The following is a 20,241-nucleotide window of genomic DNA, read 5'->3' as shown; positions in this document are numbered from 1 at the left end:
CGGGACGCCGTGTCACACGGCGTCCCGCCGGGACCGCGCGTGGACACGGCCGGCATGTCTTCGGCGTTCAGGTCCCGCGCCCGCATCGACGGGTCCGCCGCCCCGGCCGTGGCGGGCCGGACAGCGGCGGACCCTGCCCTCAGCCGATGATGGTGATCTTCTCGGTGACCGCCGTGGTGTTTCCGGCGCTGTCGGTCGCGGTGGCCAGCAGCGTGTGTGCGCCCGCGGCCCAGGCCGTCGCGTTCAGCCGGAAGGTCAGCATCCCTGGTTGGGGCTGGGACTGATGCTGCAGCACGGTGGCGTCGAGTTGCAGGTCGTAGGTTTGCAGGCCCTGACCCGACAGTGACACCGAGATCGGAATGATTCCGCCCAAGGTCAGTCCATTGGACGGCGCCACGAACCTCACCACCGGCGGATTGTTGACGGTGATCCGCTCGGTGATCGTTGTCTTGTACCCGGCGCTGTTGGTCGCGGTGGCCAGCAGCGTGTGTACGCCGTTGGTCAACGTGGTCGTGTTCAACTCGAACGACTGCGTGCCGGGCTGGGGCAGGTAGGCGTACTGCAGACCGGCGCCATCGATGCGCAGGTTGTACGCCTGCAGGTTCGGCCCACCGAGCTGGACCGAGACGGGTACGGTGCCGGAGACCTTCGCCTCGGAGCCGGGCGCGGCGAACGACAGGGCGGGGCCGTTGCCAATGGTGAAACTGATGGTCCGCTCCGTCGTGGCTCCGCCCACCGCCACAGCGTCGATCTTCAGGTTGTACGTCCCGTTCGGATACCTGGCGGTGTCCAGCACGAGGGTGGGCGACGCCCCGTTGTTGGTGCTGCCCCCCGCCACGGTGTTGTCGGTCAACCAGGTCCCGTCCCGGTTCAGCTCCAGATAGGTGTAGGAGAGCCGGCTGCTCGCGTTGTCGGCTCCGGCAACCACCGTCGCGGATACTGTGATGTCGCCCGAGACCGTGTCGCCCGGGGCGATGGACACCGACGAGATGGTCGGCTCGACCGAGACCGGCGGCACCGGCTCGGGCGCGATCGAGTCGAGGGTGGGCACGACGGGCTTGATGGTCCCGTCCGCGTTGAACTCCAGCCTGTCGATGGTCGTCTCGCGGTGGTACCCGTCGCCGTCCGGGATGGCGAAGCGATGGTAGGCGACGTACCAGTCGTCGGTGCCAGGGACGTTCACGACCGAGTCGTGGCCGGTGCCGAGGATGCCCTGGGTGACGTCCTTCCGCAGGATGACACCGCGGTAGGTCCAGGGTCCCAGGGGCGAGGTGCTGGTGGCGTAGTCCACCTGGTAGTCCACCGACCGGGTGTCATTCTGTGACCACATGAGGTAGTAGGTGCCGCCGCGCTTGAAGGCGAAGCTGCCCTCGCCGTACCCCGTCGGCTTGTAGTCGTGGATCGCGGACGTGTCGAACGAAATCATGTCGTCGTTGAGCCGCACGACGTGTCCGGTGCCGTTGCCCCAGTAGAGGTAGCTGCTGCCGTCGGTGTCGGTGAACACGTCCGGGTCGATCGCCGATCCCGCGAACTGCCCGGCGGCGATCAGCGGCCTGCCCAGCGCGTCCGTGAACGGTCCGGTGGGCGAGTCGCCCACCGCGACCCCGATGTTGTTGCTCGCGACGAAGTAGAAGTAGAACTTGCCGTTGCGCTGCGCTAGGGTCGGCGCCCACGCGTTCGCGGTCGCCCACGTCACGTCCGTGCCCAGGCGCAGGATCGTCCCGTCGTCGGTCCAGTGCACCAGGTCCTTGGATGAGAAGGCGTGGAAGCTGGTGCTGCCCCAGTTCGCGATGCCATCGGTGGTCGGGTAGATGTAGTAGGTGTCGCCGAACACCACGATGTTCGGGTCGGCGTTGTAGCCGGGCAGCAGCGGAGTCTTCAGCGCGACCGCCTTCACGCTCCACTTCTTGGTACTTCCGTCCGAGCCGGTCACGGTATAGATCACCGGGCTGGTGAAATCCTGGGTGCTGCCGCTCGGCGGCGAGATCGACGATCCGGCCGCCAAGGTGAACTCGGGAGCCAGCCTCGTCGGATCGGTGCCGGGGGCGACGGGCAGCACGACCGTGCCGGAGGCGGCAGTGATGATCGCCGGAACCTTCAGCTGCGTGAGCGTCACCGCGCTGATCAGCGTCGTGTTGCCCGCGAGGACGGCCACCTCGCCCGCAGTCAGGGCACGGTCGTAGATTTCAAAGTCGGCGATGGAACCCTGGAAGTACGGATCGGGGCTGTAGAAGGACTTGCCGATGTACCCTGCCACCGCGGAGGCCGCCGCGTACACGTCGTTCGGGGAGGTCACCACGGTGGACGCCGTACCGATGACCGCGCCATTGAGGTAGAAGGCCTCATTGCCCGTCGCGGAATCGATGGTGAAGGTCAGCTGCTGCCAACTGCCGACCGGCAGGGTGGCGGTCGCCGGGACGCCGGTCTCGTTCTGGTAGGAGCCGGTGGTGATGGCGGCGTACAGCTTGCCGCTGCCGTTGCCGGGCGTCGCGAACAGATACTTCTGGTTGTCGGTACCCAACCCGAAGAGCCATTGGTTCACCCGTGAGGCCGAGCCCCACTTGACCCAGGCCGACACGGTCAGCGCGGTGCGGCCCTGCAGGATGTTGTTCGGGATCGACACGTAGGTGGGGTTGGCCGTGGTGGACGGTCCGCCGGGAAAGACCAGGGCGCTGCCCTCGCCGTTGGGGCCGGCCTCGTAGGCGGCGGTTCCGTGGATGGTGCCGTCGTTGCCGTTGCCGGAGGAGTCGGGGATGGCGCTGCCGTTCGCGTTCTCGAAGTCGTAGTCCAGCAGCAGCCCGCTGCTCGGCTGAGCATCGCCCACGGCGGCCGGGCTGGCCGCGATGTCATTCGCTGTCGCCGTCGACGTGGTCGGCGCCGAGGCCTTCGACGAATCATTCGCGACGACGGCGACCGGCGCGGCGGATCCGGCGGACGTGGCGGCGAACGTGGGGCCGGCGGTCGCGGCCGAGCCGATCGCGACCATCAGCGTCAGCACACCAGCGATCAGTGATCGTCGTCTAGCGGGAGGTGGGACAGATGCCATATGGGACGTCTCCTTCGACATGCGTGGTCAACCGCGCCCATCACGGCGCGAGGTCTCGGCGGGCCGCGCGTGCTGGATATGCGTTCAATGCCGGGGATCCAGCCGACCAAGATATTGTTAGCGCTCACATTAACGCCGTCAAGCAACCGGTTGCCCTCCACCTGATTGGCTGATCCGACAGAGACCACACGGCGGCGATCAGACGCCTCCGGCGGATTGCCACGAGCGACTCTTCCGGCACGACAGCGACTTCAGGCCGCCACTCGTCAAATCAGGTGAGCGAGGCAATCCGGTCCACAGTAGACACCAGCCCGACCGGCTTCCATCAGCTCACACCCACCATGCCTTCGGCAGCGGCGCTGCTCGGACTCGTGGTCGCGCCCCTGCCCGTGTGCCGGAGCTCGTTGGATGGGCGCGGGCCTCGGGTGGATCGGTCGGCCGGCTGAGCCCGGAATCCGCCCGGCCCGCGCGACTGGTTCTCGATGGCTACCGTGTGTTCCGTGCAGTCGAGTCAGGAACCGCAGCGCGACCGGAACGCCGCGTCCCGCGCCCCGGAGCACCAGCCGGGCGCGAGCGTTACGCGTATTGTGGACCGGCTCATGTGGATAATCGGCGTGCCGCTGGTGGCTCTCTTCGCCCTGACCTACGGCTGGACGCAGTTGGGACCGGCGGCGCGGGCCGCTCACCGCGAGGGTAGCCTCGGCACGTTCCACGTGATCAGCAAAATCTGCCAAAAGGACTGCAGACTGCGCGGTGACTTCGTCAGCGACGACGGCACGATCACCCGTGACGGCGTGGACCTGTACGGCGGCATACCCCACGACGCCGACGCCGGCGATTCGTTGCGGGCACTGGATACCGGCGACCCGTACGGCGTCTATCCGCCATCCGGATCACGCCAGTGGGTGTGGAGCACCCTTTCAACCGCCGGCGGCGGCGCGGGCCTGCTCTGGTGGGTGTGGCGTTACCCGCTGCGCGCGCCGGGGCGGCGAAGCACCGCCGCCCTCGGCAAGAGGTCGGCGTAGTGCCTGAGACGTGTATGGCCGCGTCGCATGGCGGGATCGCGCCTATCACGGCGCGCGAGTAGCGCGGGCCAAGCCGTCGCCACCATCAGCCGTCGTCGCGGCACAGGCAGAAGGGGTGGCCAGCCGGGTCCAGGAGCACCCGGACGTTGTCCTGTGGCTGGTCGACGGCGATGGAGGCCCCCAGGGCGATCGCCTCGGCGACCGCGGAGTCCAGGTCCCCGACCTGGAAGTCGAAATGCATCATCGCGCGCTGCTGACCGTCGACGGCCGGCCACACCGGAGGCTGATATCCGGTCGCCTGCTGGAACACGACATAGATGGATCCCTCGGGAGCTGCCAGGATCGTCGTTCCCGGCTCCTCATGACCGATAGCCCATCCGAGCAGGTCAGAGTAGAACCTCGCCAGCGCGGCGGGGTCAGGCGCCTCGATCGCGGTCCCCCACCACATGCCTTCCATTCGAGATCGCACGTGTCATCCTTCCGGAGCAGGGCCGATGTCAATCTCGTCGACACCCTGAACGCCATGCCGGACATTCCACGTCCGGATTGTGCCCGGGCATGGTCCGCGTCTACGGCGCGCCCCCGTTTCCGCTGGCGCTTCGGGTCAGGGGCGTGGGGGTGGGGCGATGCCCTGACCCAGCGCCTCTAGCACCCGAGCCTGCTGCTTGGTCACCTCGACCGCGGCCAGGGAACCGTCGGCGAAGTGCAGGTCCACGCGTCGCGAGAGTGAGGTGTGCCGGATCGCCACGCTCCGAAGCCCTCCCGGCAGGATCTCGCCCAGACGTCGGATCTCATTGAGCTGCTGTCCGGGCTCGACCTCGCCGAACAGGGGCACCTTGGCGAAGACCGTGCACATCAGCAGGATCCTGCCGTCGGTGAAGACCATCAGCGCCTGTTCGTTGTCGTAGGTGTTCCGGGTGTCGGGTCCGGTGCGCACCGCGATCGCGAACTGGCCGGCCATGCTCTGCCACCCGCCCGCGAGACCGGCCCCGCGCACGGCGCGCCGGAGCCTGCGGATGATGCCGAAGTCGAGGAACTCGATGGCATCCACGGCCGAGGTGGCAGCTTCGGCGGCGTCCTGCACCGCGCCGAGTATGCCCGTCCACTGCTTGCCGGGCCGCAACTCGCGGGGCAGGACGCGGGGAATCAGGTCGCTCAGTCGCACCTCGACGATCCCGAGCAGTCGCTCGTGGGGCTGCAGCCACGGTGCGATCAGTGGCACATGGGAGCCGCCGCCGTACAGGTGCGGTTCGAAGATGGGCTGTGGCGGGCCGTCCGGGCCGGCTCTCATCCGAAGTCCTCCTCGATCCACGTCTGCGGCGCATGGTACAAGATCCTCGTTCTTGCGGCCGTCGAGCATGCCCGTCGGCTTTCCCGCTCCGACCGTCTTGAGCGATCGCTCAACTGCCGCTACGCTTCGCTTGAGCGGTCGCTCAATTGTGGGAGGTGGGCGATGGTCGCGACTCGGGACAGGCTGATCGACGGTGCCCTGCGGGTGCTCGCCGAGCAGGGCCTGACCGGCGCGTCGGCCCGGGCGATCGCGAACACGGCCGGGGTGAACCAGTCGCTGATCTTCTACCACTTCGGCAGCGTCGACGAGCTGCTCACTCAGGCGTGCCGCCGCGCCACCGAGCAGCGCGTCGCGCTCTACCGGGCCCGGTTCGCCGCCGTCACGACGTTCGCGCAGCTGCTCGCGATCGGCCGCCAGTTGCACGCGACGGAGCGAGCCGAGGGCAACGTGACGGTGCTGGCCCAGCTTCTGGCCGGAGCGCAGACCGATCCCAGGCTGGCGCCCGCCGTCGCGGAGGGGCTGAACCTGTGGTTCGGCGAGATCGAGGCGGTGCTGCACCGGCTGACCGTGGCCATGCCGATGGCCGACCTGTTCGACGTTCCGGGGCTGGCACGTGCGGTCGCCTCGGCGTTCATCGGCCTGGAGCTGTATGAGGGCGTCGACACCGTGGGCGCGGCCCGCGCGCTGGACGCCCTCGAACAGCTCTCCGTCCTGGTAGAGGTGGTCGACGGGCTCGGCCCGGTGGCCCGCCGGGCGCTGCGCGCCAAGATTCGCCGGGCGGGCGCGTCATGACCGCGGCGCGGGCCGCCGTCGCCGCGGTCTGGCTGTACGAAGGACTGTGGTGCAAGGTGGTCAGGCAGGACGCCGGCCAGGCGTCGATCGTGGCCCGCGTGCCCGGGCTGCCGGCCTCCCGCGTTACCGCCGCGATGGCCGGGATTGGTCTGGCCGAGACGGCGCTGGGCCTCTGGGTGCTCAGCGGGGTGCGACCGCGGGAAGCGGCGTGGGCGCAGACCGCCCTGCTGGTCGGGGTCAACGCAGGAGGGCTGACGCTCGCCAGCGACCGCATCGCCGCGCCCCGGAGCATGCTGATGCGCAACGCCGTGCTGCTCGGGGTGGCGTGGTCGCTGGCCAGGCGACCGGCGCGGGGATCGGCGCATGGGCGGGGGTCGGCGCATGGGCGGGGGTCGGCCCATGGGCGGGAGTCGGCGCATGGGCGGGAGTCGGTGCATGGATAGCCCCTGGCGGGCCGGGCGGCTGACGTTTGGGCGGCGGCCACAGGTCCTGTTCGGCCGGATGTACGAGGACTACGGGGCGGAGTTGGCCGTCTTCCCGCCGGCCGCCCGGGTGCTGGCCATCGCCTCGGCCGGCGACACCGCCATCGCGCTTGCCCGCGCCGGGCACCAGGTCACCGCGGTGGACATCAACCCGGTACAGCTGGCCTACGCGCGCGAGCGGGCGGCCGGCGCGCCCGCCGTGACGGGCACCGCCGAGCGGCTCATGGCGGTGGGTCGCATCGCCGCGACGACCGTGGTCGCGGCATGGCGCCCGGCGGCGATGGTCCGCTTCCTCCGCTTGGACGACCCCGACGAGCAGGCCCGCCGGTGGCGGCGCGAGCTGGATCGCCCGCGGCTGCGGGCGTTGATGGCGGCGACACTGCGTCCGGCCGGGCCACTGGCTGGGATGCTGCGCCCGGGTTTGCGGGAGGTGATCCCCGCTCGGTTCGACGCGATACTGCGCCAGCGGATCGCGGCGTGCGTCTCCCGGTATCCGAACGCCAGCAACCCGTGGATCTGGCGGCTCCTGCTCGGCAGGGAGCGGCCGGATGAGGCCGGCGCACCCGCCGCTGCGCCGGTCACCGGCGTCGAGTGGATACACGCCGACGTCATCGCGCACTTGGCGCGGGTCGAGGCCGGTCGGTACGACGCGGTGACGCTGTCCAATGTTCTCGACGGTCCTCCCCCGGCCTACGCCCGGCGGCTGCGCGAGGCGCTAGGCCACGCCGTGCGACCCGGCGGGTCGGTAGTCGTGCGCAGCTTCAACGACCGGCCGCCGCTGGCCGGTCGCCCTGTCGAGGATCGCTGCCCGCTATGGGGCACGATCACTGAGGTCGTGATCGGAGGCTGACGTGTGGCAGGTGCTGCGGCGACATCCACTCCCGATGCGTACCCGATTTGGACACTCGCTGGTGCTCACGTATGCGCTGCCACCCGACGCGCTGGCACCGCTGCTGCCGCCCGGCCTGTCCCTGGACACCTATCGCGCACCCGACGGCAGCGAGCACGCCTTCGTCGCGGTCGGCGTGGTGTCCGCGCTGGACCTGCGGCCGGCCGGGCTGCCGGCCCTGTGCGGGCGCGACTACGTGTTGACCGGCTACCGGGTCTTCACCCGGTTCCCCACCCCGGGCGGTCGCACCATGCGCGGGCTGAAAATCCTGCGCAGCGACACCGACCAGCGGGGGATGGCGCTCGCCGGCAACCTGCTCACGCATTACCACTACCGGCTGGCCCGCACGCGGCTGGAGATCGACGGGGGACGGCTGCGGGTACGAGTGGACAGCCGCGACCACCGTGCCGACCTGGCCGTCACGGCCGATCTGACCTCCCGGCCGGCGGCGCTGCCGGCCGGTTCACCGTTCGCCAGCGCCGCCCACGCGCGCCGCTTCGCCGGGCCGCTGCCCTACACCTTCGACTACGAGGCGCGCACCGGCTCGATGATCGTCGTCAAAGCGCACCGCACCCGCTGGCGGCCCGAGCCGGTCGCGGTCGAGGTGTCGACGCTGACGTTCTTCCGCCACGGACCGCTGGCCGCCACCCGGCCGGTGCTGGCCAACGCCTTCCACGTCGCGGATCTGGAGTACGGCTGGCATCGGGGATCCCGGCGCGCGTTGGACGGGACGCCGCGGTGAGGGGCCTCGGCCGAGTCGTCTTGTTCAACTGGCCCGGGTACGCCGCCATGGCGGCCGCCATCGTGGTGGCCGCCGCCGTGCCCGTGCCGGTGCCGGCACGGTACCCGCTGCGGGCCGGTGCCGCGCTCGCCGGTGCCTGGATCGCCCTTGGCCTGCTCGCCACGTGGTGCGCATACGATCGCACGCCGCTGTACCGCTGGCGCTGGATGACGGAATTGCTGCCCGCCCCGCCGACCCGGTACGCCGTGGTCAGCACCGGGCTGGACGAGGTCAGCGCCACGCTGCGGGAACTGTTTCCGGCCGGTCAGCCGGTGCTGCTGGACCTCTACGATCGCCGGCTGACCGCAGGCGGCTCGATCCGCCGGGCCCGGACGCTGGTAGCACCACCGGCCGGCGCGCAGCCCGCCCGGCCCGACCGGCTGCCGGTGCCCGACGGAACCTTCGACGCGGTGTTCCTGGTGTTCGCCGCACACGAGCTGCGCGAGGCCGGCCAGCGGCGCGCGCTGTTCGCCGAGATCGCGCGGATCCTGCGCCGCGGCGGGCGGCTCACCCTCGTGGAGCACTGCCGTGACGCGGCGAACGTCATCGCGTACGGGCCGGGCGCCTGGCACTTCTACCCGCGCGCCGAGTGGCTGCGCCTGGCCCGCGGCGCCGGGCTGACGCCGGTCACGCAGCGCACCATGACCCCGCTGGTGCACGCGCTGGTGTACCGGCGATGACCGGCGCCCTCACCCTCACCGGTCAGCTCCGGTTGGTGGGCGCCGTGCTGGTGCTGCTCGGTCTGGCTCACCTGGCCATGCCCCGCGCGCTGGCCTGGCGGCCGGAGTTCAGGACACTGAGGCCGCTGACCCGGCAGATCATGTACACGCACACCCAGTTCATCGGCCTTACCTGCGTCCTGCTGGGGCTCGCCCCGCTCATGCTCACCGCCGACCTGCTGGCTCCGGGGCGGATGCCGGCCGCGGTACTGGCCGCGGAGTGCGTGTTCTGGGGGGCGCGTTGGTGCGTCCAGTTCGTCTCGTTCCCGCCCACGCTGTGGTGGCACTCGGCGCGGTACCGGGCCGGGTACGCCGCCCTTACGCTGCTATGGACCTGGGTCGTCGTGGTGTTCGCCGCGGCTCTGGCCGCTCGTGGCTGACACTACGCGAGCCGGGCAGAGGCCGACCGCTGCCGGCATCGTACGCACCGCCACGGTGGAGGTTCCCGACCGCATCGGGTGCGGTGCGGGAAATGGGTTGCCGCCGGACATCGAGGTACGGGACGTTCCCGGTAGGCGGATGCCGGCCATCCAACTGGCCGTGTCGGTCGAGCCGGTGCGTGAACAGGAGGTCGAGGGTGGCCCGTCAGCGAGTTGGGCAGCGTCGAGGGGGCCAGTCCCGGGCGCCGTACCGCGGCCCGGGCTGGGCACGGTCGCCGACGCCGGGCGTTGACGTCGGCGGTGTGATCGTCGCCCTGGCGGACCGGGACGAGGACACCTCCTCTTTCGGCGACCGGCCGTTGCAGACGCCAGCGGTGGCAGGAGTCTTCGACGCGCTCGCCGCGCTGACCGTCGAGCCGTTCGCGGCACGGGTCCACTTGGTCTCCAGGGCCGGCTCCAAGGTGGCCGCCAACACGCGCGCCTGGCTGACCCACCACGACTTCTTCGGCCGCACCGGCGTTCCCGCCACCAATTTGCATTTCGTCCGGGAACGCCGCGACAAGGCGCCGGTGTGCCAGCGCCTGGGCATCACCCATTCCGTCGACGACCGCCTCGATGTGCTGGCCTACCTGGACGAGGTCGAGCACCGCTACCTGTTCCTGGGCGGGACCGGTGGCCGGGCTCCGGACGGGAAGGTTCCCGACTGGGCGACGGGAGTCGAGACCTGGGCACAGTTCGTGACCCTGCTCCGGGAGGCGTAGCGAGGCGGTGCCGTCAGCTTCCCGGAGCGGGGGGTCCATACGAGTCGCCCTGGCCAGCGGAGGCGTGATCCGACCGTAGGGCCGCGGGCCCTACGGCCCTGGGGCGAAGAGGGCGACTTGCGCGGTGCCCCGGCTGCCGAGCGCGGCGTCGCTAACGCGCGCCGGCTGCGAGCCGCCCTCCTCCCGACAGGACACCAGCTCAGTCGTCGATGCTCAGACGTAGATAGCCGTCACGGGTGCCAATTTGCTGGAGAGGACTACCCGGCATCGGCTCCACCCGCACGCGCAGCTCATCACCTTCCGCGACGACGACCCTGAGCGGCGCACTCCCTGTCCAGGAGATGCGCGCGCGCACCGAATGCTCCCCCGGCGTAACCGGCACGGTCACCGAACGGCCAGACTTCACGCCGCACACTTCCTCGCCGTCGATCTCGATGAAGTACGTCCGCACAAAGTCCCGGTACGTCCGGGGGCGGGTGAACGTAATCGCGGAGGCGCATGGTGGCTCAACCATGTCACATTAGCCAATCTTCCGGAGCCGCAGACCCATCAATGCGATAATGACGCCTCCGACTCGATCCATACCCACGGCGAAACGTAATCGCTCCTCGGCGTTCCGCGGTGATACCCGCGAGCACGGGGGCGAATTCCGGATGGGCGTCTGCCATTTCAACGACGTCTCCATATGCCTTCGGGCGAGCTGCCGAAAGTTGAGGGCCAGCGACAGCCCGACAAGACACAACAGGAGGCCAAGGACCAGTGGTCCAACTTTGAGTCGGCGACCGAGAGAACAGCCGATCGTGATACTGGCACGTATCGGCCGCGTTCTCAGTTATTCGCGAAGTAGCCGAACTCGTCCAGGAGCAGGTCGGTGCCTCCTGAGCTGCCGTTGTAGAGGTCTATGGCGCCGCCGTCGGACTCGGCGACAACCAGGTTGGATACCGTCGCTCCGGCCGTCCAGTCAAGAGTGGAGGCAGTGGGCCTGGCGACGCCGTCAGGGTAGGCGGTGAGATAGCCGGTCGCGGTGGTGTCAGTAACGGTCGCGTTCAGCACCCACGCCGTTGGCGTGGAGCTAGACGGCGGCGGGGGTGTCGGCCAGCTGCTGGTGGTGCCGTATGGCGGCAACGTCGCGTCGGGCCGGGTGTCCAGGATGCGGCCGGGAGTCAGTGGCACGTATGCGCTCGCACCGCTGGTGCTGTAGTAGCCGACGACGTCGGCGATGAGGTCGACGCTGCCGGAGTTGTTGTAGAGGTCGATTTTGCCGTCCGCGCCGACCGGAACGGTGACGGCGTTGGCCCGGGTCTGCCGGGGGTCGACATCGATGTTCGAGGTGAGCGGCCGCGGTGATCCTTCGGGGTAGGCGGTCACGAAGGTGGACTCGGTGACGTCGGTCGTGGTCAGATTCAACACGACGGCGTCGATGCCAGCATCAGGCAACGAGCCGTCTCCAGCTCCGGTGATCTGTAGTGCCCTCGTGGCGCCAGCACCGACGGGGCCCGCGTTGCCGCCGGCGCCGTCGCGGGTGTCAAGCAGCCGGTGAGGGGTCAACGGTGTGTACCCGTCGGCCGGCGTCTGGACGAAGTATCCGCTGACGTCGACGATCAGATCGGTGCTACCGGAGTGGTTGTAGAAGTGGACCGTCCCGTCGGTACCCATCGGAACGATGACCGCGCCAGCGGTTGTGGTTCCGGCGGGAAAGTCGAGGTTGGACACCAAGGGCCGGGGGGTGCCGCCGGGGTAGGCGGAGAAGTAACTGGCCTGCGTCGGGTTGGTCGCGGTCAGGTTCAGGACCACGGCCTTGGCCGTGCTGGGGATCGTGTTCCCCGCCGTGCCGGCTCCCGCGACCTTCAGCGCGATGTCGCCGGCTGGCCCGATCTTCGCGATCTTACCGACACCCAGGCCGGTGCGGGTGTCCATCAAGCGGGTCGGGCCGTACGCGACGTAGTCGGACCCGTCGAGTGTCACCGACGTCGCAGAGGAGCGGGTCACGTACCCGTCGCTCAGCGAGAACGAGAGGGTGTAGGTGCCGGGCTTGGTGTAGGTGTGTTCCTTGACGCTGATCTGCGGGTTCAGGCGGCTGGCGGTTATGGACTCCTGTGTGCCGTCGCCCCAGTCGAGCGTGCCCGTGTAGGTGGCGCCCCACGCTCCGTCGCCGGGATTTTCGAAGCCCACGCTCGCGGTCAGAGCGCCGAGGGGTGTGGCGCCGATGCTTGTGTTGAACGGATCACCAAACTCCCAGGCGCCGCGGTCGAAGTAGCCCACGCCCGTCCCGCTGTTGCTGACGTGCGGGTTGTCGACCCTGGGGTTGCCGAGCACGTCGGTCGGCAACTCGCCGGGCGCTTGCGCGTCGGCCGAGTCGATTCCCGGGTCGGTGTCCCAGCCTTCCTCGGGTTGACCCGCGACACCGACGTCGTGCGGCCCGAGACCGGTCGCGGCCTGAAACGCCGCGACCGTCGGATAGGTGGCACCAGCCCACTCAACGGCAGAGCCGTGGACGGGGAAGATCTCCTCGTAGTTCTGGGTGGTTCCCGCGACCGCGTCAGCCGTCACCGACTCCGCCGTCGCGGCGCACGACCCCCCGTTCTGGTTCTGCACGACGTTGTTTTCCAGGATGGTGGCGGTCGCCGCCGCGCGCACCCCGATACCGCTGGTGCACACGTCGTCGATCGTGTTGCTGACGACCGCTGTGCCTGTCGCCCCGACGACGGCTACGCCGCCGCCGACGCTATATCCAGAGATTATGTTGGTGGAGATGATGGCTCCGCTCACACCGGGATCGACCTCGACGCCGGTAGCGCCCGTAATGTCGGCATGTTGGACCGTCACCGAACCACTGCTGGCCGAGACGAGCACTCCAACATCGTCGGACAGGATCTGCCCGCCGTCGAACAGCACGTGGGAGGAGTCGACCACCGAGACCGCGGGCACGGACGATGCGGTGTCCCACACCCACACGTCCTCCACATTCACGTACTGGGCGCCACGTATGGTCAGGGCTGTTCCTGAACTCAGGTTGAGGCCCTCAACGCCAGCTACTCCGTCGGCGTGAAACCGCAGGGTAATCGGCTGAGTGGAGGTACCCGACCGGGACACGGTCACAGCCCCCGGGTAATCGCCGCGCTGCACCTCGACCGTCTGCCCAGGACCGACCACATTCACCGCGGCCTGCACAGTACAGAACGGCGCGGCCAGCGCCCCCACCCCGGAGTCTGAACAGTGGGAACCCGCGGCATTGTTCACGTAAAGCGTGGACCCGACGGGGACGGCAGCGCCAGCCGGAGTCGGCGCGAGCGCTCCGCCGGCAATGAAGCCCACGGCCATGACCACGAACGGACGCACGCGCACCTGAATCCTCCAACGAAGCCCCGAAAGTCCCGCCTACCCGAGATGTCGGAACGGGTGAGCGAGACTTCGGGCTGGAGTGTAATCCATCATGATCACGTGGGTAAACCGCTGGCCCAGCGCGCCCGCGGCGGCGCTGCCCGTCGGCGAGCGAAAGGCTGGTCATGGCGGAGTAGCCCGTCTGGCGGAGCTGCCCGGAGGCGTCCGCGGCCCGCTTGGCGCGGTTCCCGTCGTCCAGGAGCGAGTACCAGGCCTCCGCCGGGCCGGCAGATCGCCGCCCAGGGTCGCCGGAATTTTTCCCCATGCGGTGTCGATTCTCGAGGAACCCGATCGATGCACCGGTAGAGGATCGCCTGAGCGCAGCCGCAGCCACCTTTGCCGAAGCCAGCACAGGCACCCTTGATACCTGCAGTACAGCCGACACCGGGAGAGACCTTGAAGCTCACAGTTCAGACATTCCTGACCCTTGACGGGGTCATGCAGTCGCCGGGCAAGCCCGAGGAGGACCCCCGAGGTGGGTTTACGCACGGTGGCTGGCAGTTCCCGCTCGTGGACGACGACACGGTCCGCATCATCACCGGGGCGATGGCCAACGCCGACGCGTTGCTTCTCGGCCGTACGACGTATGAGATCTTCGCCGGGCACTGGCCGCACGTCACCGACGAGGGCGACGCGATCGCCGCGCGCCTCAACGCGATGCCGAAGTACGTCGTGTCCACCACGCTCAACTCGCTCGGCTGGCACAACTCAACGCTCATCAGGGACAACCTCGCCGGCGGCATCGCGGAACTGAAGGCCCAGCCGGGCAACGAGGTACAGGTGCACGGCAGCGGGAAGCTCGCCGCGAGCCTGCTGGCGTACGACCTCGTCGACGAGTACCGCCTGTGGATCCACCCGGTGGTGCTCGGCTCCGGGCAGCGGCTGTTCACCGACGCGAAGCCGTTGGGACTGCGGCTGACCGACGTCACGACCACCGGCGGCGGCGTCATCGTCGCGAGCTACCGGCCGACCGGAGCCCCGCGATACGGCTCCTTCTGAAGACGACAGGGAAGGAAGATCATGCCCGGAACCGCCAGCCCCGACTTTCTCGCGTTGCAGGTGCGCGACCTACAGCGATCGGCCGACTTCTACGAGCGGCGCCTCGGGCTCGAACGCGAGCCCGGGGCGCCGCCCGGCGTGATCGTGTTCAAATCGGCCACCATCCCGTTCGCGATCCGCGAACCGTTGCCCGGCACCGACCTCGACGCGGGGCCCGTCGGGGTCGGCATCGCGGTGTCGCTGCGGGTCGGCGACGCGCAACTGCTGCACGACAATCTCAAACGGGCCGGCGTCGCGATCCTGATGGACCCGTTCGACACCCCGTTCGGGCGCACGTTCATGTTCCAGGACCCGGACGGGTACGCGGTGGCGATCCACGGCGCACCGCCGGCCTGAGGGTTCGGGTGGGTTTCGGGCCGGGCGCGTACCCGTCGGTCAGAACGATGACGACGTGCGGCCGCGTCAGCCGATCGTGACCTGCGCCTTGTCGAAGGCGACGTAGCCGCTGAAGTCCTTGCCGACGCGGGTGATGGCCGAAGGCTTCAGCACCGGGTAGCTCCACCCGGCGTCGTGGTGGGTCCCCGACGGGGTGGTCACATCGTGGTACTGGGCGTCGCCCTTCCACGGGCAGGTGTAGGGGGTCGGGCTGTCGCCGAACGCCTCCCGGACCAGCGACGAGGGCGGAAAATACCAATTGCCCTCTATGCTGATCAGCTCGGCCTCCGGGGCCTCGGCAATGACGGTTCCATCGATCGTGGCCTTCATACGCTTCCCTTTCGTCGGTCACCCTCACCGCGTCGCGGACCGGAGTCCGAGACACCGGAGTCAGGGCTCTGAGATTCTAACTCGGGAACGCGGCACTCCATCACGACGCGGCGACCGCGCGGGTCGGGACCACCGGGGATGCCAGGAGACGCGTGCGGCCGTCGAGGCACCCGCTGATAGTTATCGATCCCTATGGTTTAGAAAGACCGGCATTCGGGCAGCTATGGTCCACCCGCTCCTCAGCTGATCGGAAAGGTAACCCCCCATGCACCTCACAATCGGCGGAATCATCATTGGCATCATCATCGGGGCCGTGATTGGTGTCCTGGGGCGGCTGGTCGTGCCCGGGCGCCAGAACATCGGGTTCCTGATGACCGTGGTGGTCGGCATCGTGGCCGCGTTCATCGGGACTCTCATCGCGGGCGCCCTCGGCGTGCGGCACACCGCAGGCATCGATTGGATCCAGTTGCTGATCCAGGTCGTCCTGGCCGCGATCGGCGTGGCACTGGTCGCGGGAATCGGTTCGAGAAGGCGCGTGTAGTACCGCGCCGGCAACGTCTGCCGATCGACGGCAGGGTTGGCGCATGGCGGCTGGGGCTCCTTCCTGACCAGGAAGGAGCCCCGGCGCAGGTTCGTCACCTGGTCGGATTCCGCAACCGCGCCGATGCGGCTCCGGGGCGAAGGATCAGGTCCGGGTTGACGGGGCCCGGCGCCGAGTGCAACATCGGCTCGTGACCACATCCGGTGACTGCTCCGTGTGCGACGGCGTCAAGCGGCTGGACGAACTGCCCGCCAGGGAGCGGGTCGCCGTGGACGAGCACTGGTGGGTGTCCCACGGGATCACCGCCGGACTGCCCGGTTGGCTCGTCCTGTCGCCGCGCCGGCACGTCAGCTGTCTCGCCGAACTCACCGACGTCGAGGCCGCCGAGCTCGGCCGCTGGCAGGTGCGGCTGTCCCGCGCCCTGCACGCCGTCACCGGCTGCGCCAAGACCTACGTCGCCCAATTCTCTGAAGCCGAGGGCTTCACACATCTGCATTTTCACGTAATTCCCCGGCCGGCCGAGCTCTCGCCGGAGAACCGTGGACCCCGGGTGTTCGGACTGTTGGGACTGCCCGAAGAGCGACGGGTGCCAGCCGAAGGGATGGACGCCCTGGCCAGGACGCTGGCGGCCCACCTTTCCGGCCTCCCCGGCTGAGCGCCTATCCAAGATCTGCCATTCGGGCGTCTTGTCCGAGCCGGCCGCACGAGCGACCCTTGCGATCGTCATTCTCCACGGGAGGGTGCGATGACGTCATCGACGCGGCTGAGCAGGTTCGGCGACTGGGCGCCGGTCGAGCCGCTATGTCAGACCGGCATGCTCACCGGGCAGCGTCCGTTCTATGCCGGCCAGCAGTACGAGGATCGGATGGCGCTGGTGCGCCGGGCGATCAGCGAGATCCGCACCGGTTGGCGGGAGTACCCGCTGTTCATGCGGGACCTGCGCGAATTGCTGGAGCGGGAGGCGCACCGCCACGCCGGCGACGACGCGACCGCCGAGGTCTCGGCACGACTGCTCAGCAGCGTCAAGGAGTGGTCGGACCGGGGTCGTGCGCCAGCGCCCGAGGACTACAGCGCCATTGAGCTGTACACCTCCGAGGCCGGGTACCGGCGCATCTTCGGTGTCATCAACTCCGCGTTTCGAAGTGACCACCTTGTCGAGGACCGGCAGGCGCTGCGCGCGGCGGCGTTCCTTGTCGAACTGCTGACCATCGACCTGTTCAACTACCGCGAAACGCATCCGGAGGCCGACAGGTTCGAGGGCATCGTGTACCGCGGTATGTGCGTCACCGGCGAGGAACTGGCCGACTTCCGGGAGGCGGCCGCCGGACCGATCACCGAGCGGTACCTGTCCATTCCGCTGGGAATGGTCTCCGCGAGCCTGGATCGGGACAACGCGACCCGGTTCGCGCTGGAGCAGGCGCGCCGCTACCCGGACCGTCACCCTCTATTGTGGAGAATCAGGGTGGTCGGCCTCGACGCGGGGCTGCTGGACGTCTACCGCACACGATTCCCGGACAGCGTCGTGACGTCGCTGTGCGCGGTGCCCATCCACGGGTTGTCGCGCTACCAGGAGGAGCGAGAGGTGCTGCTGCGCGGTCCCGCCTTCCAGTTGCTATGGCTGAGTCGAGAGCCGGATGGGCAACTCGAACGCGGCATGCACGTCATCGACGTGATGATGCTCAACACCAACCGGGACCATGGCAGCGCGATCGCCACGAATGAGGGCGCGGACCGCCGGGCTCGGGATCTGTTCCGTACCCTCGTCGCGATCCGGCGGGCCTCGATCTGTGCGGGGCTGGCCGACCAGTCCGGGCATCGAGCCGATGCCCTGGCGTACCGGTCCTCGCTGAACGCGAATCGCGAACGGCTCGACGGGTACCTGCGGTAGCGTTTCCGGCGCGGGAAGGCGACAGCATGTCCACGAGAGGTTTCCGGGCGCGAGCCGTCTACTACCCCTACTTCCACGTTCGCGACGACCGTTGGCTGAAGGTCGCGGCGCTCTACTGGCCCAGCATCGTACGCATCGTGCCGGAGGACTACCCCACCCGGGACTCGGAGACGGTCCGCGTTCTCGCGGGCGAGCTGAACTTCATTGAGCGCCAGGCGCCGGGCGCGTCGGTGGATGCCATCGAGCCGCGTTTCCTGGCTCTGGTCGCGCAGCACGGGCCGAGTCTGCGGGAGCGGCTCGGCATCGATCTGGCGCGGGCGCGTGCGGTGGGCACAGCCTTCGGCTCGGGCGATCGAGTCGGCGCGGTGCACACCGGCCAGATCGCGCCCAGGCTCACCGCGGCGCTCGTCGACGCCGGACTCGCGGTGAGCTTTCGGGTGGATCTGTCCGGCGAGACCGATCGAGACTGGATGGTGATGGACGAACGGCTCGTGTCGGCGTACGCCGGCGCACTGGCCGACGACTTCGCCCGCGCGAACCGGCTGCTGCCCACCACCGACCAACCCGCCGCGTTCGTCGTAGCGCACGACTGGACGGCGCAGCACCTGGCCGCCGCGCTGCTCGACATCCCCGGCCCACCGCCCACGCAGAGGGCCGCGCCGCTGGAGGAGGTGCTGGCCCTGCTCACCCTGCGGCTCGTGGTGCCCGCGAACCTTGACCGGGTACCCGCCTCGGCCATCGTCGAGGTGCGCCGACGCTTCGGAGCGGAGTTCCTCGCGTTCGGCGCGGAAATCGACCGCGCCGCGGCCGACCTCGCCGAACTCGCCGACATCCGCGACCGGCGAACCCTGGAGCGCTACCTTCGCGAGGAGATCGCGCACCGGTTCGAGGAACCGATGCACTCGCTACGACGTCACCTGATCGCTCTCCAGCTGAATCCGGCCACGTCGGCGATCAACGCGAAAGTACAGCTGCCGGCGGCGACCGCGCTCGGCGGCGCCTGGCTGTCCGGGCACGAGCTCATCGCCGGCGGCGCGGCCGCGCTTGTCGGCCTGCTCGCCATGCGTCAGGGGCTGCGCCAGCGGCACGCCGAGACGATGCGCGCCTCGCCGGTCGCGGCATACCTCCTGAACACCCGCGCTCAACTGGCCGAGCGCGGACTGCTCGGCCAGACGCTGGCCGGGTTCAAGCGAGTGGCCGGCTTGGCATAGGCGGCAGGGCGGGTCACCGTTTTCACCAATCGTCCGCCGACATCGCGCAACTAGCGGATAGGCGTTGTGGGTCCAGCTGCCAGCGGCGCGGATGGTTCTACGCCCTATCGTGCGCGATCGTGGCCCGGCGGGTGTAGCGGCGGTAGGCACCGTCAATCAGGCGCGATGTGGAGCAGGATCTCGGCCGATGAAGGCGATCAGGCGGTCCACGGTGGACGATTCGGCGCTGACCTCGACTTCGTAACCGAAGGTCTTGCCCGGTCCCCGGTAGGCGGGCATCAACATGCCGCGGGCTGCGTCGAGCCCCGCCTGCGCCTCCAGTTCGGTGTACGGCACCGGTTGGCCTGTCGCGACCGCGAGGTCCCAGCCGTGCCCGACGTACTCGACCACCATCATCCCGAGGACCATCGCGCCGGGCAGTTCGGACGACGTCATCCGCAACGGCCGATCGGCAGCCCCGGACCGGAACGCCGCGACCGCCCGCTCGCCCGCAGCGGCGAATTCGGCAGTCGGATCGACACCGCATCGGTATGAGTTCGGGTCGTCGTGGTAGTCCGCCCCGGCGGCCCGAGCGGCAAACATCCGCAGCCATCCGACCAGGTGGTCGGTGAGCGCCGCCACGTCATAGTCTGGACACGGCGTCGGGAGCGCACGTTGCTCGGGCCGGATCCCGGCCAGGAGCGTCGTCGTCTTGTCGATCACAGCGGCCAGATTGGCGGTGTCTGCGGGCATGAACATCCTCCTGAGAAGCGGTACTGGCAGCGATGTTAGGCGCAAGTTGGCCGGCGGGGTTGAACAAACGCGCCAATCAGGGCGGGCGCGGCCGGCCGTGGAGGATTCGCGAGGCATTCTACGTCCGCAGGAGAGCCTGAGCGCCTTCCGGCGGAGCAGATCGGCGGCGTCCGGCCCGCTCGCGGCGCACCTCGACCTGTTCTGGCATGTCGAGTGGGATCTACCGCGTGGGGTCGTCCACCACAGCGACTGCTGACGCTCCCGGCGGTCCACGTGGTGATCGAAGCGCAGGACGCCACGGTCATGGGTCACTACGGCGGACCTGGATCCGCGATCTGAGTGGCCATGGCTGGGCCCTCGGTGTCATGTTCCGGCCAGGCGCGTTCCGGGACGTGCTCGGTGCACCGGTCAGCACGCTGACCGATCGCGGTGTCCCGATCGCCGAGGTGTTCGGCCCGACTGGTGAGGGGTTCGCCGCCGTGCGGGGCGCCGTCACCGACGAGGAGCGCTTCGCCCAAGCGGCGGCGTTCTTCACGGATCGGCTGGCGGCACCATCAG

General features: G+C 69.2%; 21 protein-coding genes and 1 pseudogene. 15 read left to right on the top strand and 7 right to left on the bottom strand.

The annotated features are described in order from the left end of the window. Nucleotides 1-139: 139 nt before the first annotated feature. Entirely contained in the window at nt 140-3,046 is a 2,907-nt protein-coding gene (locus ABEA87_RS06285; protein WP_345626919.1) for a family 43 glycosylhydrolase, read from the bottom strand. Nucleotides 3,047-3,546: 500 nt separating this feature from the next. On the opposite strand from ABEA87_RS06285, the gene ABEA87_RS06280 reads away from it, so the two are divergent. Then, a complete protein-coding gene (locus ABEA87_RS06280) occupies nt 3,547-4,071 on the top strand; it encodes a hypothetical protein (RefSeq protein ID WP_345626917.1) in 525 nt (174 codons plus the stop codon). An 85-nt stretch (nt 4,072-4,156) separates the two neighbouring features. Here ABEA87_RS06280 and ABEA87_RS06275 read toward each other — a convergent pair whose 3' ends face one another. Next, nucleotides 4,157-4,528 carry a VOC family protein gene (locus ABEA87_RS06275; protein WP_425570785.1) on the bottom strand — a complete coding sequence of 124 codons (372 nt, stop codon included), beginning with the start codon at nt 4,526-4,528 and terminating at the stop codon, nt 4,157-4,159. Nucleotides 4,529-4,675: 147 nt separating this feature from the next. Then, a complete protein-coding gene (locus tag ABEA87_RS06270; protein WP_345626915.1) occupies nt 4,676-5,362 on the bottom strand; it encodes a hypothetical protein in 687 nt (228 codons plus the stop codon). 162 nt (nt 5,363-5,524) lie between these two features. Between ABEA87_RS06270 and ABEA87_RS06265 the strand changes: the two genes are divergently transcribed. The 7 genes from ABEA87_RS06265 (at nt 5,525) to ABEA87_RS06235 (ending at nt 10,166) form a co-directional block, all read left to right on the top strand. Next, nucleotides 5,525-6,154, top strand: a complete 630-nt coding sequence (locus ABEA87_RS06265; RefSeq protein ID WP_345626913.1) for a TetR/AcrR family transcriptional regulator — start codon at nt 5,525-5,527, stop codon at nt 6,152-6,154. Further along, nucleotides 6,151-6,597 carry a DoxX-like family protein gene (locus ABEA87_RS06260; protein ID WP_345626912.1) on the top strand — a complete coding sequence of 149 codons (447 nt, stop codon included), beginning with the start codon at nt 6,151-6,153 and terminating at the stop codon, nt 6,595-6,597. The genes ABEA87_RS06265 and ABEA87_RS06260 overlap by 4 nt, the downstream gene beginning before the upstream one ends. After that, on the top strand, nt 6,590-7,486 hold the full coding sequence (locus ABEA87_RS06255; RefSeq protein ID WP_345626910.1) for a methyltransferase domain-containing protein: 897 nt from the start codon (nt 6,590-6,592) through the stop codon (nt 7,484-7,486). The genes ABEA87_RS06260 and ABEA87_RS06255 overlap by 8 nt, the downstream gene beginning before the upstream one ends. A gap of 34 nt (nt 7,487-7,520) precedes the next feature. Further along, the gene (locus ABEA87_RS06250) at nt 7,521-8,267 is read left to right on the top strand and encodes a DUF2071 domain-containing protein (protein ID WP_345626908.1); all 747 of its coding nucleotides are present in this window, start codon (nt 7,521-7,523) and stop codon (nt 8,265-8,267) included. 20 nt (nt 8,268-8,287) lie between these two features. Beyond that, nucleotides 8,288-8,986 (top strand): class I SAM-dependent methyltransferase, encoded by a 699-nt coding sequence (locus ABEA87_RS06245; RefSeq protein ID WP_345626906.1) that lies wholly within the window; start codon nt 8,288-8,290, stop codon nt 8,984-8,986. Continuing rightward, nucleotides 8,983-9,405: a hypothetical protein gene (locus tag ABEA87_RS06240; RefSeq protein ID WP_345626904.1), complete on the top strand. Its 423-nt coding sequence runs from the start codon at nt 8,983-8,985 to the stop codon at nt 9,403-9,405. The genes ABEA87_RS06245 and ABEA87_RS06240 overlap by 4 nt, the downstream gene beginning before the upstream one ends. 197 nt (nt 9,406-9,602) lie before the next feature. Further along, nucleotides 9,603-10,166 carry a hypothetical protein gene (locus ABEA87_RS06235; protein WP_345626902.1) on the top strand — a complete coding sequence of 188 codons (564 nt, stop codon included), beginning with the start codon at nt 9,603-9,605 and terminating at the stop codon, nt 10,164-10,166. A gap of 199 nt (nt 10,167-10,365) precedes the next feature. Here the strand turns inward: ABEA87_RS06235 and ABEA87_RS06230 are convergent, their stop codons facing one another. Together ABEA87_RS06230 and ABEA87_RS06225 are read right to left on the bottom strand one after the other, a co-directional pair. Then, nucleotides 10,366-10,617 (bottom strand): hypothetical protein, encoded by a 252-nt coding sequence (locus tag ABEA87_RS06230; RefSeq protein ID WP_345626900.1) that lies wholly within the window; start codon nt 10,615-10,617, stop codon nt 10,366-10,368. Between the two features lie 377 nt (nt 10,618-10,994). After that, nucleotides 10,995-13,136 carry a right-handed parallel beta-helix repeat-containing protein gene (locus tag ABEA87_RS06225; protein ID WP_345626898.1) on the bottom strand — a complete coding sequence of 714 codons (2,142 nt, stop codon included), beginning with the start codon at nt 13,134-13,136 and terminating at the stop codon, nt 10,995-10,997. Nucleotides 13,137-13,943: 807 nt separating this feature from the next. Between ABEA87_RS06225 and ABEA87_RS06220 the strand changes: the two genes are divergently transcribed. Further along, nucleotides 13,944-14,546: a dihydrofolate reductase family protein gene (locus ABEA87_RS06220; RefSeq protein WP_345626896.1), complete on the top strand. Its 603-nt coding sequence runs from the start codon at nt 13,944-13,946 to the stop codon at nt 14,544-14,546. A 21-nt stretch (nt 14,547-14,567) separates the two neighbouring features. After that, the gene (locus tag ABEA87_RS06215; protein ID WP_345626894.1) at nt 14,568-14,942 is read left to right on the top strand and encodes a VOC family protein; all 375 of its coding nucleotides are present in this window, start codon (nt 14,568-14,570) and stop codon (nt 14,940-14,942) included. A gap of 66 nt (nt 14,943-15,008) precedes the next feature. Here the strand turns inward: ABEA87_RS06215 and ABEA87_RS06210 are convergent, their stop codons facing one another. Beyond that, a complete protein-coding gene (locus ABEA87_RS06210) occupies nt 15,009-15,311 on the bottom strand; it encodes a DUF427 domain-containing protein (protein ID WP_345626893.1) in 303 nt (100 codons plus the stop codon). 265 nt (nt 15,312-15,576) lie between these two features. Here ABEA87_RS06210 and ABEA87_RS06205 point away from each other — a divergent pair, with 265 nt between their 5' ends. The 4 genes from ABEA87_RS06205 (at nt 15,577) to ABEA87_RS06190 (ending at nt 18,951) form a co-directional block, all read left to right on the top strand. Next, complete coding sequence (locus ABEA87_RS06205) at nt 15,577-15,852, top strand: GlsB/YeaQ/YmgE family stress response membrane protein (protein ID WP_345626891.1); 276 nt, start codon at nt 15,577-15,579, stop codon at nt 15,850-15,852. A 190-nt stretch (nt 15,853-16,042) separates the two neighbouring features. Then, entirely contained in the window at nt 16,043-16,507 is a 465-nt protein-coding gene (locus ABEA87_RS06200; protein ID WP_345626889.1) for an HIT family protein, read from the top strand. A gap of 90 nt (nt 16,508-16,597) precedes the next feature. Further along, nucleotides 16,598-17,740 (top strand): hypothetical protein, encoded by a 1,143-nt coding sequence (locus ABEA87_RS06195; RefSeq protein ID WP_345626888.1) that lies wholly within the window; start codon nt 16,598-16,600, stop codon nt 17,738-17,740. A gap of 26 nt (nt 17,741-17,766) precedes the next feature. After that, a complete protein-coding gene (locus ABEA87_RS06190) occupies nt 17,767-18,951 on the top strand; it encodes a DUF6236 family protein (RefSeq protein ID WP_345626886.1) in 1,185 nt (394 codons plus the stop codon). 156 nt (nt 18,952-19,107) lie between these two features. Here the strand turns inward: ABEA87_RS06190 and ABEA87_RS06185 are convergent, their stop codons facing one another. Beyond that, complete coding sequence (locus tag ABEA87_RS06185) at nt 19,108-19,683, bottom strand: TIGR03086 family metal-binding protein (protein ID WP_345626884.1); 576 nt, start codon at nt 19,681-19,683, stop codon at nt 19,108-19,110. 206 nt (nt 19,684-19,889) lie between these two features. Between ABEA87_RS06185 and ABEA87_RS42570 the strand changes: the two are divergent. Then, a pseudogene (locus tag ABEA87_RS42570) lies at nt 19,890-20,108 on the top strand (DUF6597 domain-containing transcriptional factor); the annotation flags it as partial. Nucleotides 20,109-20,241 lie beyond the last annotated feature (133 nt).

This window comes from Rugosimonospora acidiphila, assembly GCF_039543385.1.
Lineage (GTDB): Bacteria > Actinomycetota > Actinomycetes > Mycobacteriales > Micromonosporaceae > Rugosimonospora > Rugosimonospora acidiphila.
This window is presented reverse-complemented; position numbering and strand designations above follow the sequence as displayed.

Coding starts and splice junctions, on each gene's coding strand:
- ABEA87_RS06285 (WP_345626919.1), bottom strand. CDS start 3,046: ATGGCATCTGTCCCACCTCCCGCTAGACGACGATCACTGATCGCTGGT.
- ABEA87_RS06275 (WP_425570785.1), bottom strand. CDS start 4,528: ATGGAAGGCATGTGGTGGGGGACCGCGATCGAGGCGCCTGACCCCGCC.
- ABEA87_RS06270 (WP_345626915.1), bottom strand. CDS start 5,362: ATGAGAGCCGGCCCGGACGGCCCGCCACAGCCCATCTTCGAACCGCAC.
- ABEA87_RS06265 (WP_345626913.1), top strand. CDS start 5,525: ATGGTCGCGACTCGGGACAGGCTGATCGACGGTGCCCTGCGGGTGCTC.
- ABEA87_RS06260 (WP_345626912.1), top strand. CDS start 6,151: ATGACCGCGGCGCGGGCCGCCGTCGCCGCGGTCTGGCTGTACGAAGGA.
- ABEA87_RS06255 (WP_345626910.1), top strand. CDS start 6,590: ATGGATAGCCCCTGGCGGGCCGGGCGGCTGACGTTTGGGCGGCGGCCA.
- ABEA87_RS06250 (WP_345626908.1), top strand. CDS start 7,521: ATGCGTACCCGATTTGGACACTCGCTGGTGCTCACGTATGCGCTGCCA.
- ABEA87_RS06240 (WP_345626904.1), top strand. CDS start 8,983: ATGACCGGCGCCCTCACCCTCACCGGTCAGCTCCGGTTGGTGGGCGCC.
- ABEA87_RS06215 (WP_345626894.1), top strand. CDS start 14,568: ATGCCCGGAACCGCCAGCCCCGACTTTCTCGCGTTGCAGGTGCGCGAC.
- ABEA87_RS06210 (WP_345626893.1), bottom strand. CDS start 15,311: ATGAAGGCCACGATCGATGGAACCGTCATTGCCGAGGCCCCGGAGGCC.
- ABEA87_RS06205 (WP_345626891.1), top strand. CDS start 15,577: ATGCACCTCACAATCGGCGGAATCATCATTGGCATCATCATCGGGGCC.
- ABEA87_RS06195 (WP_345626888.1), top strand. CDS start 16,598: ATGACGTCATCGACGCGGCTGAGCAGGTTCGGCGACTGGGCGCCGGTC.
- ABEA87_RS06190 (WP_345626886.1), top strand. CDS start 17,767: ATGTCCACGAGAGGTTTCCGGGCGCGAGCCGTCTACTACCCCTACTTC.
- ABEA87_RS06185 (WP_345626884.1), bottom strand. CDS start 19,683: ATGCCCGCAGACACCGCCAATCTGGCCGCTGTGATCGACAAGACGACG.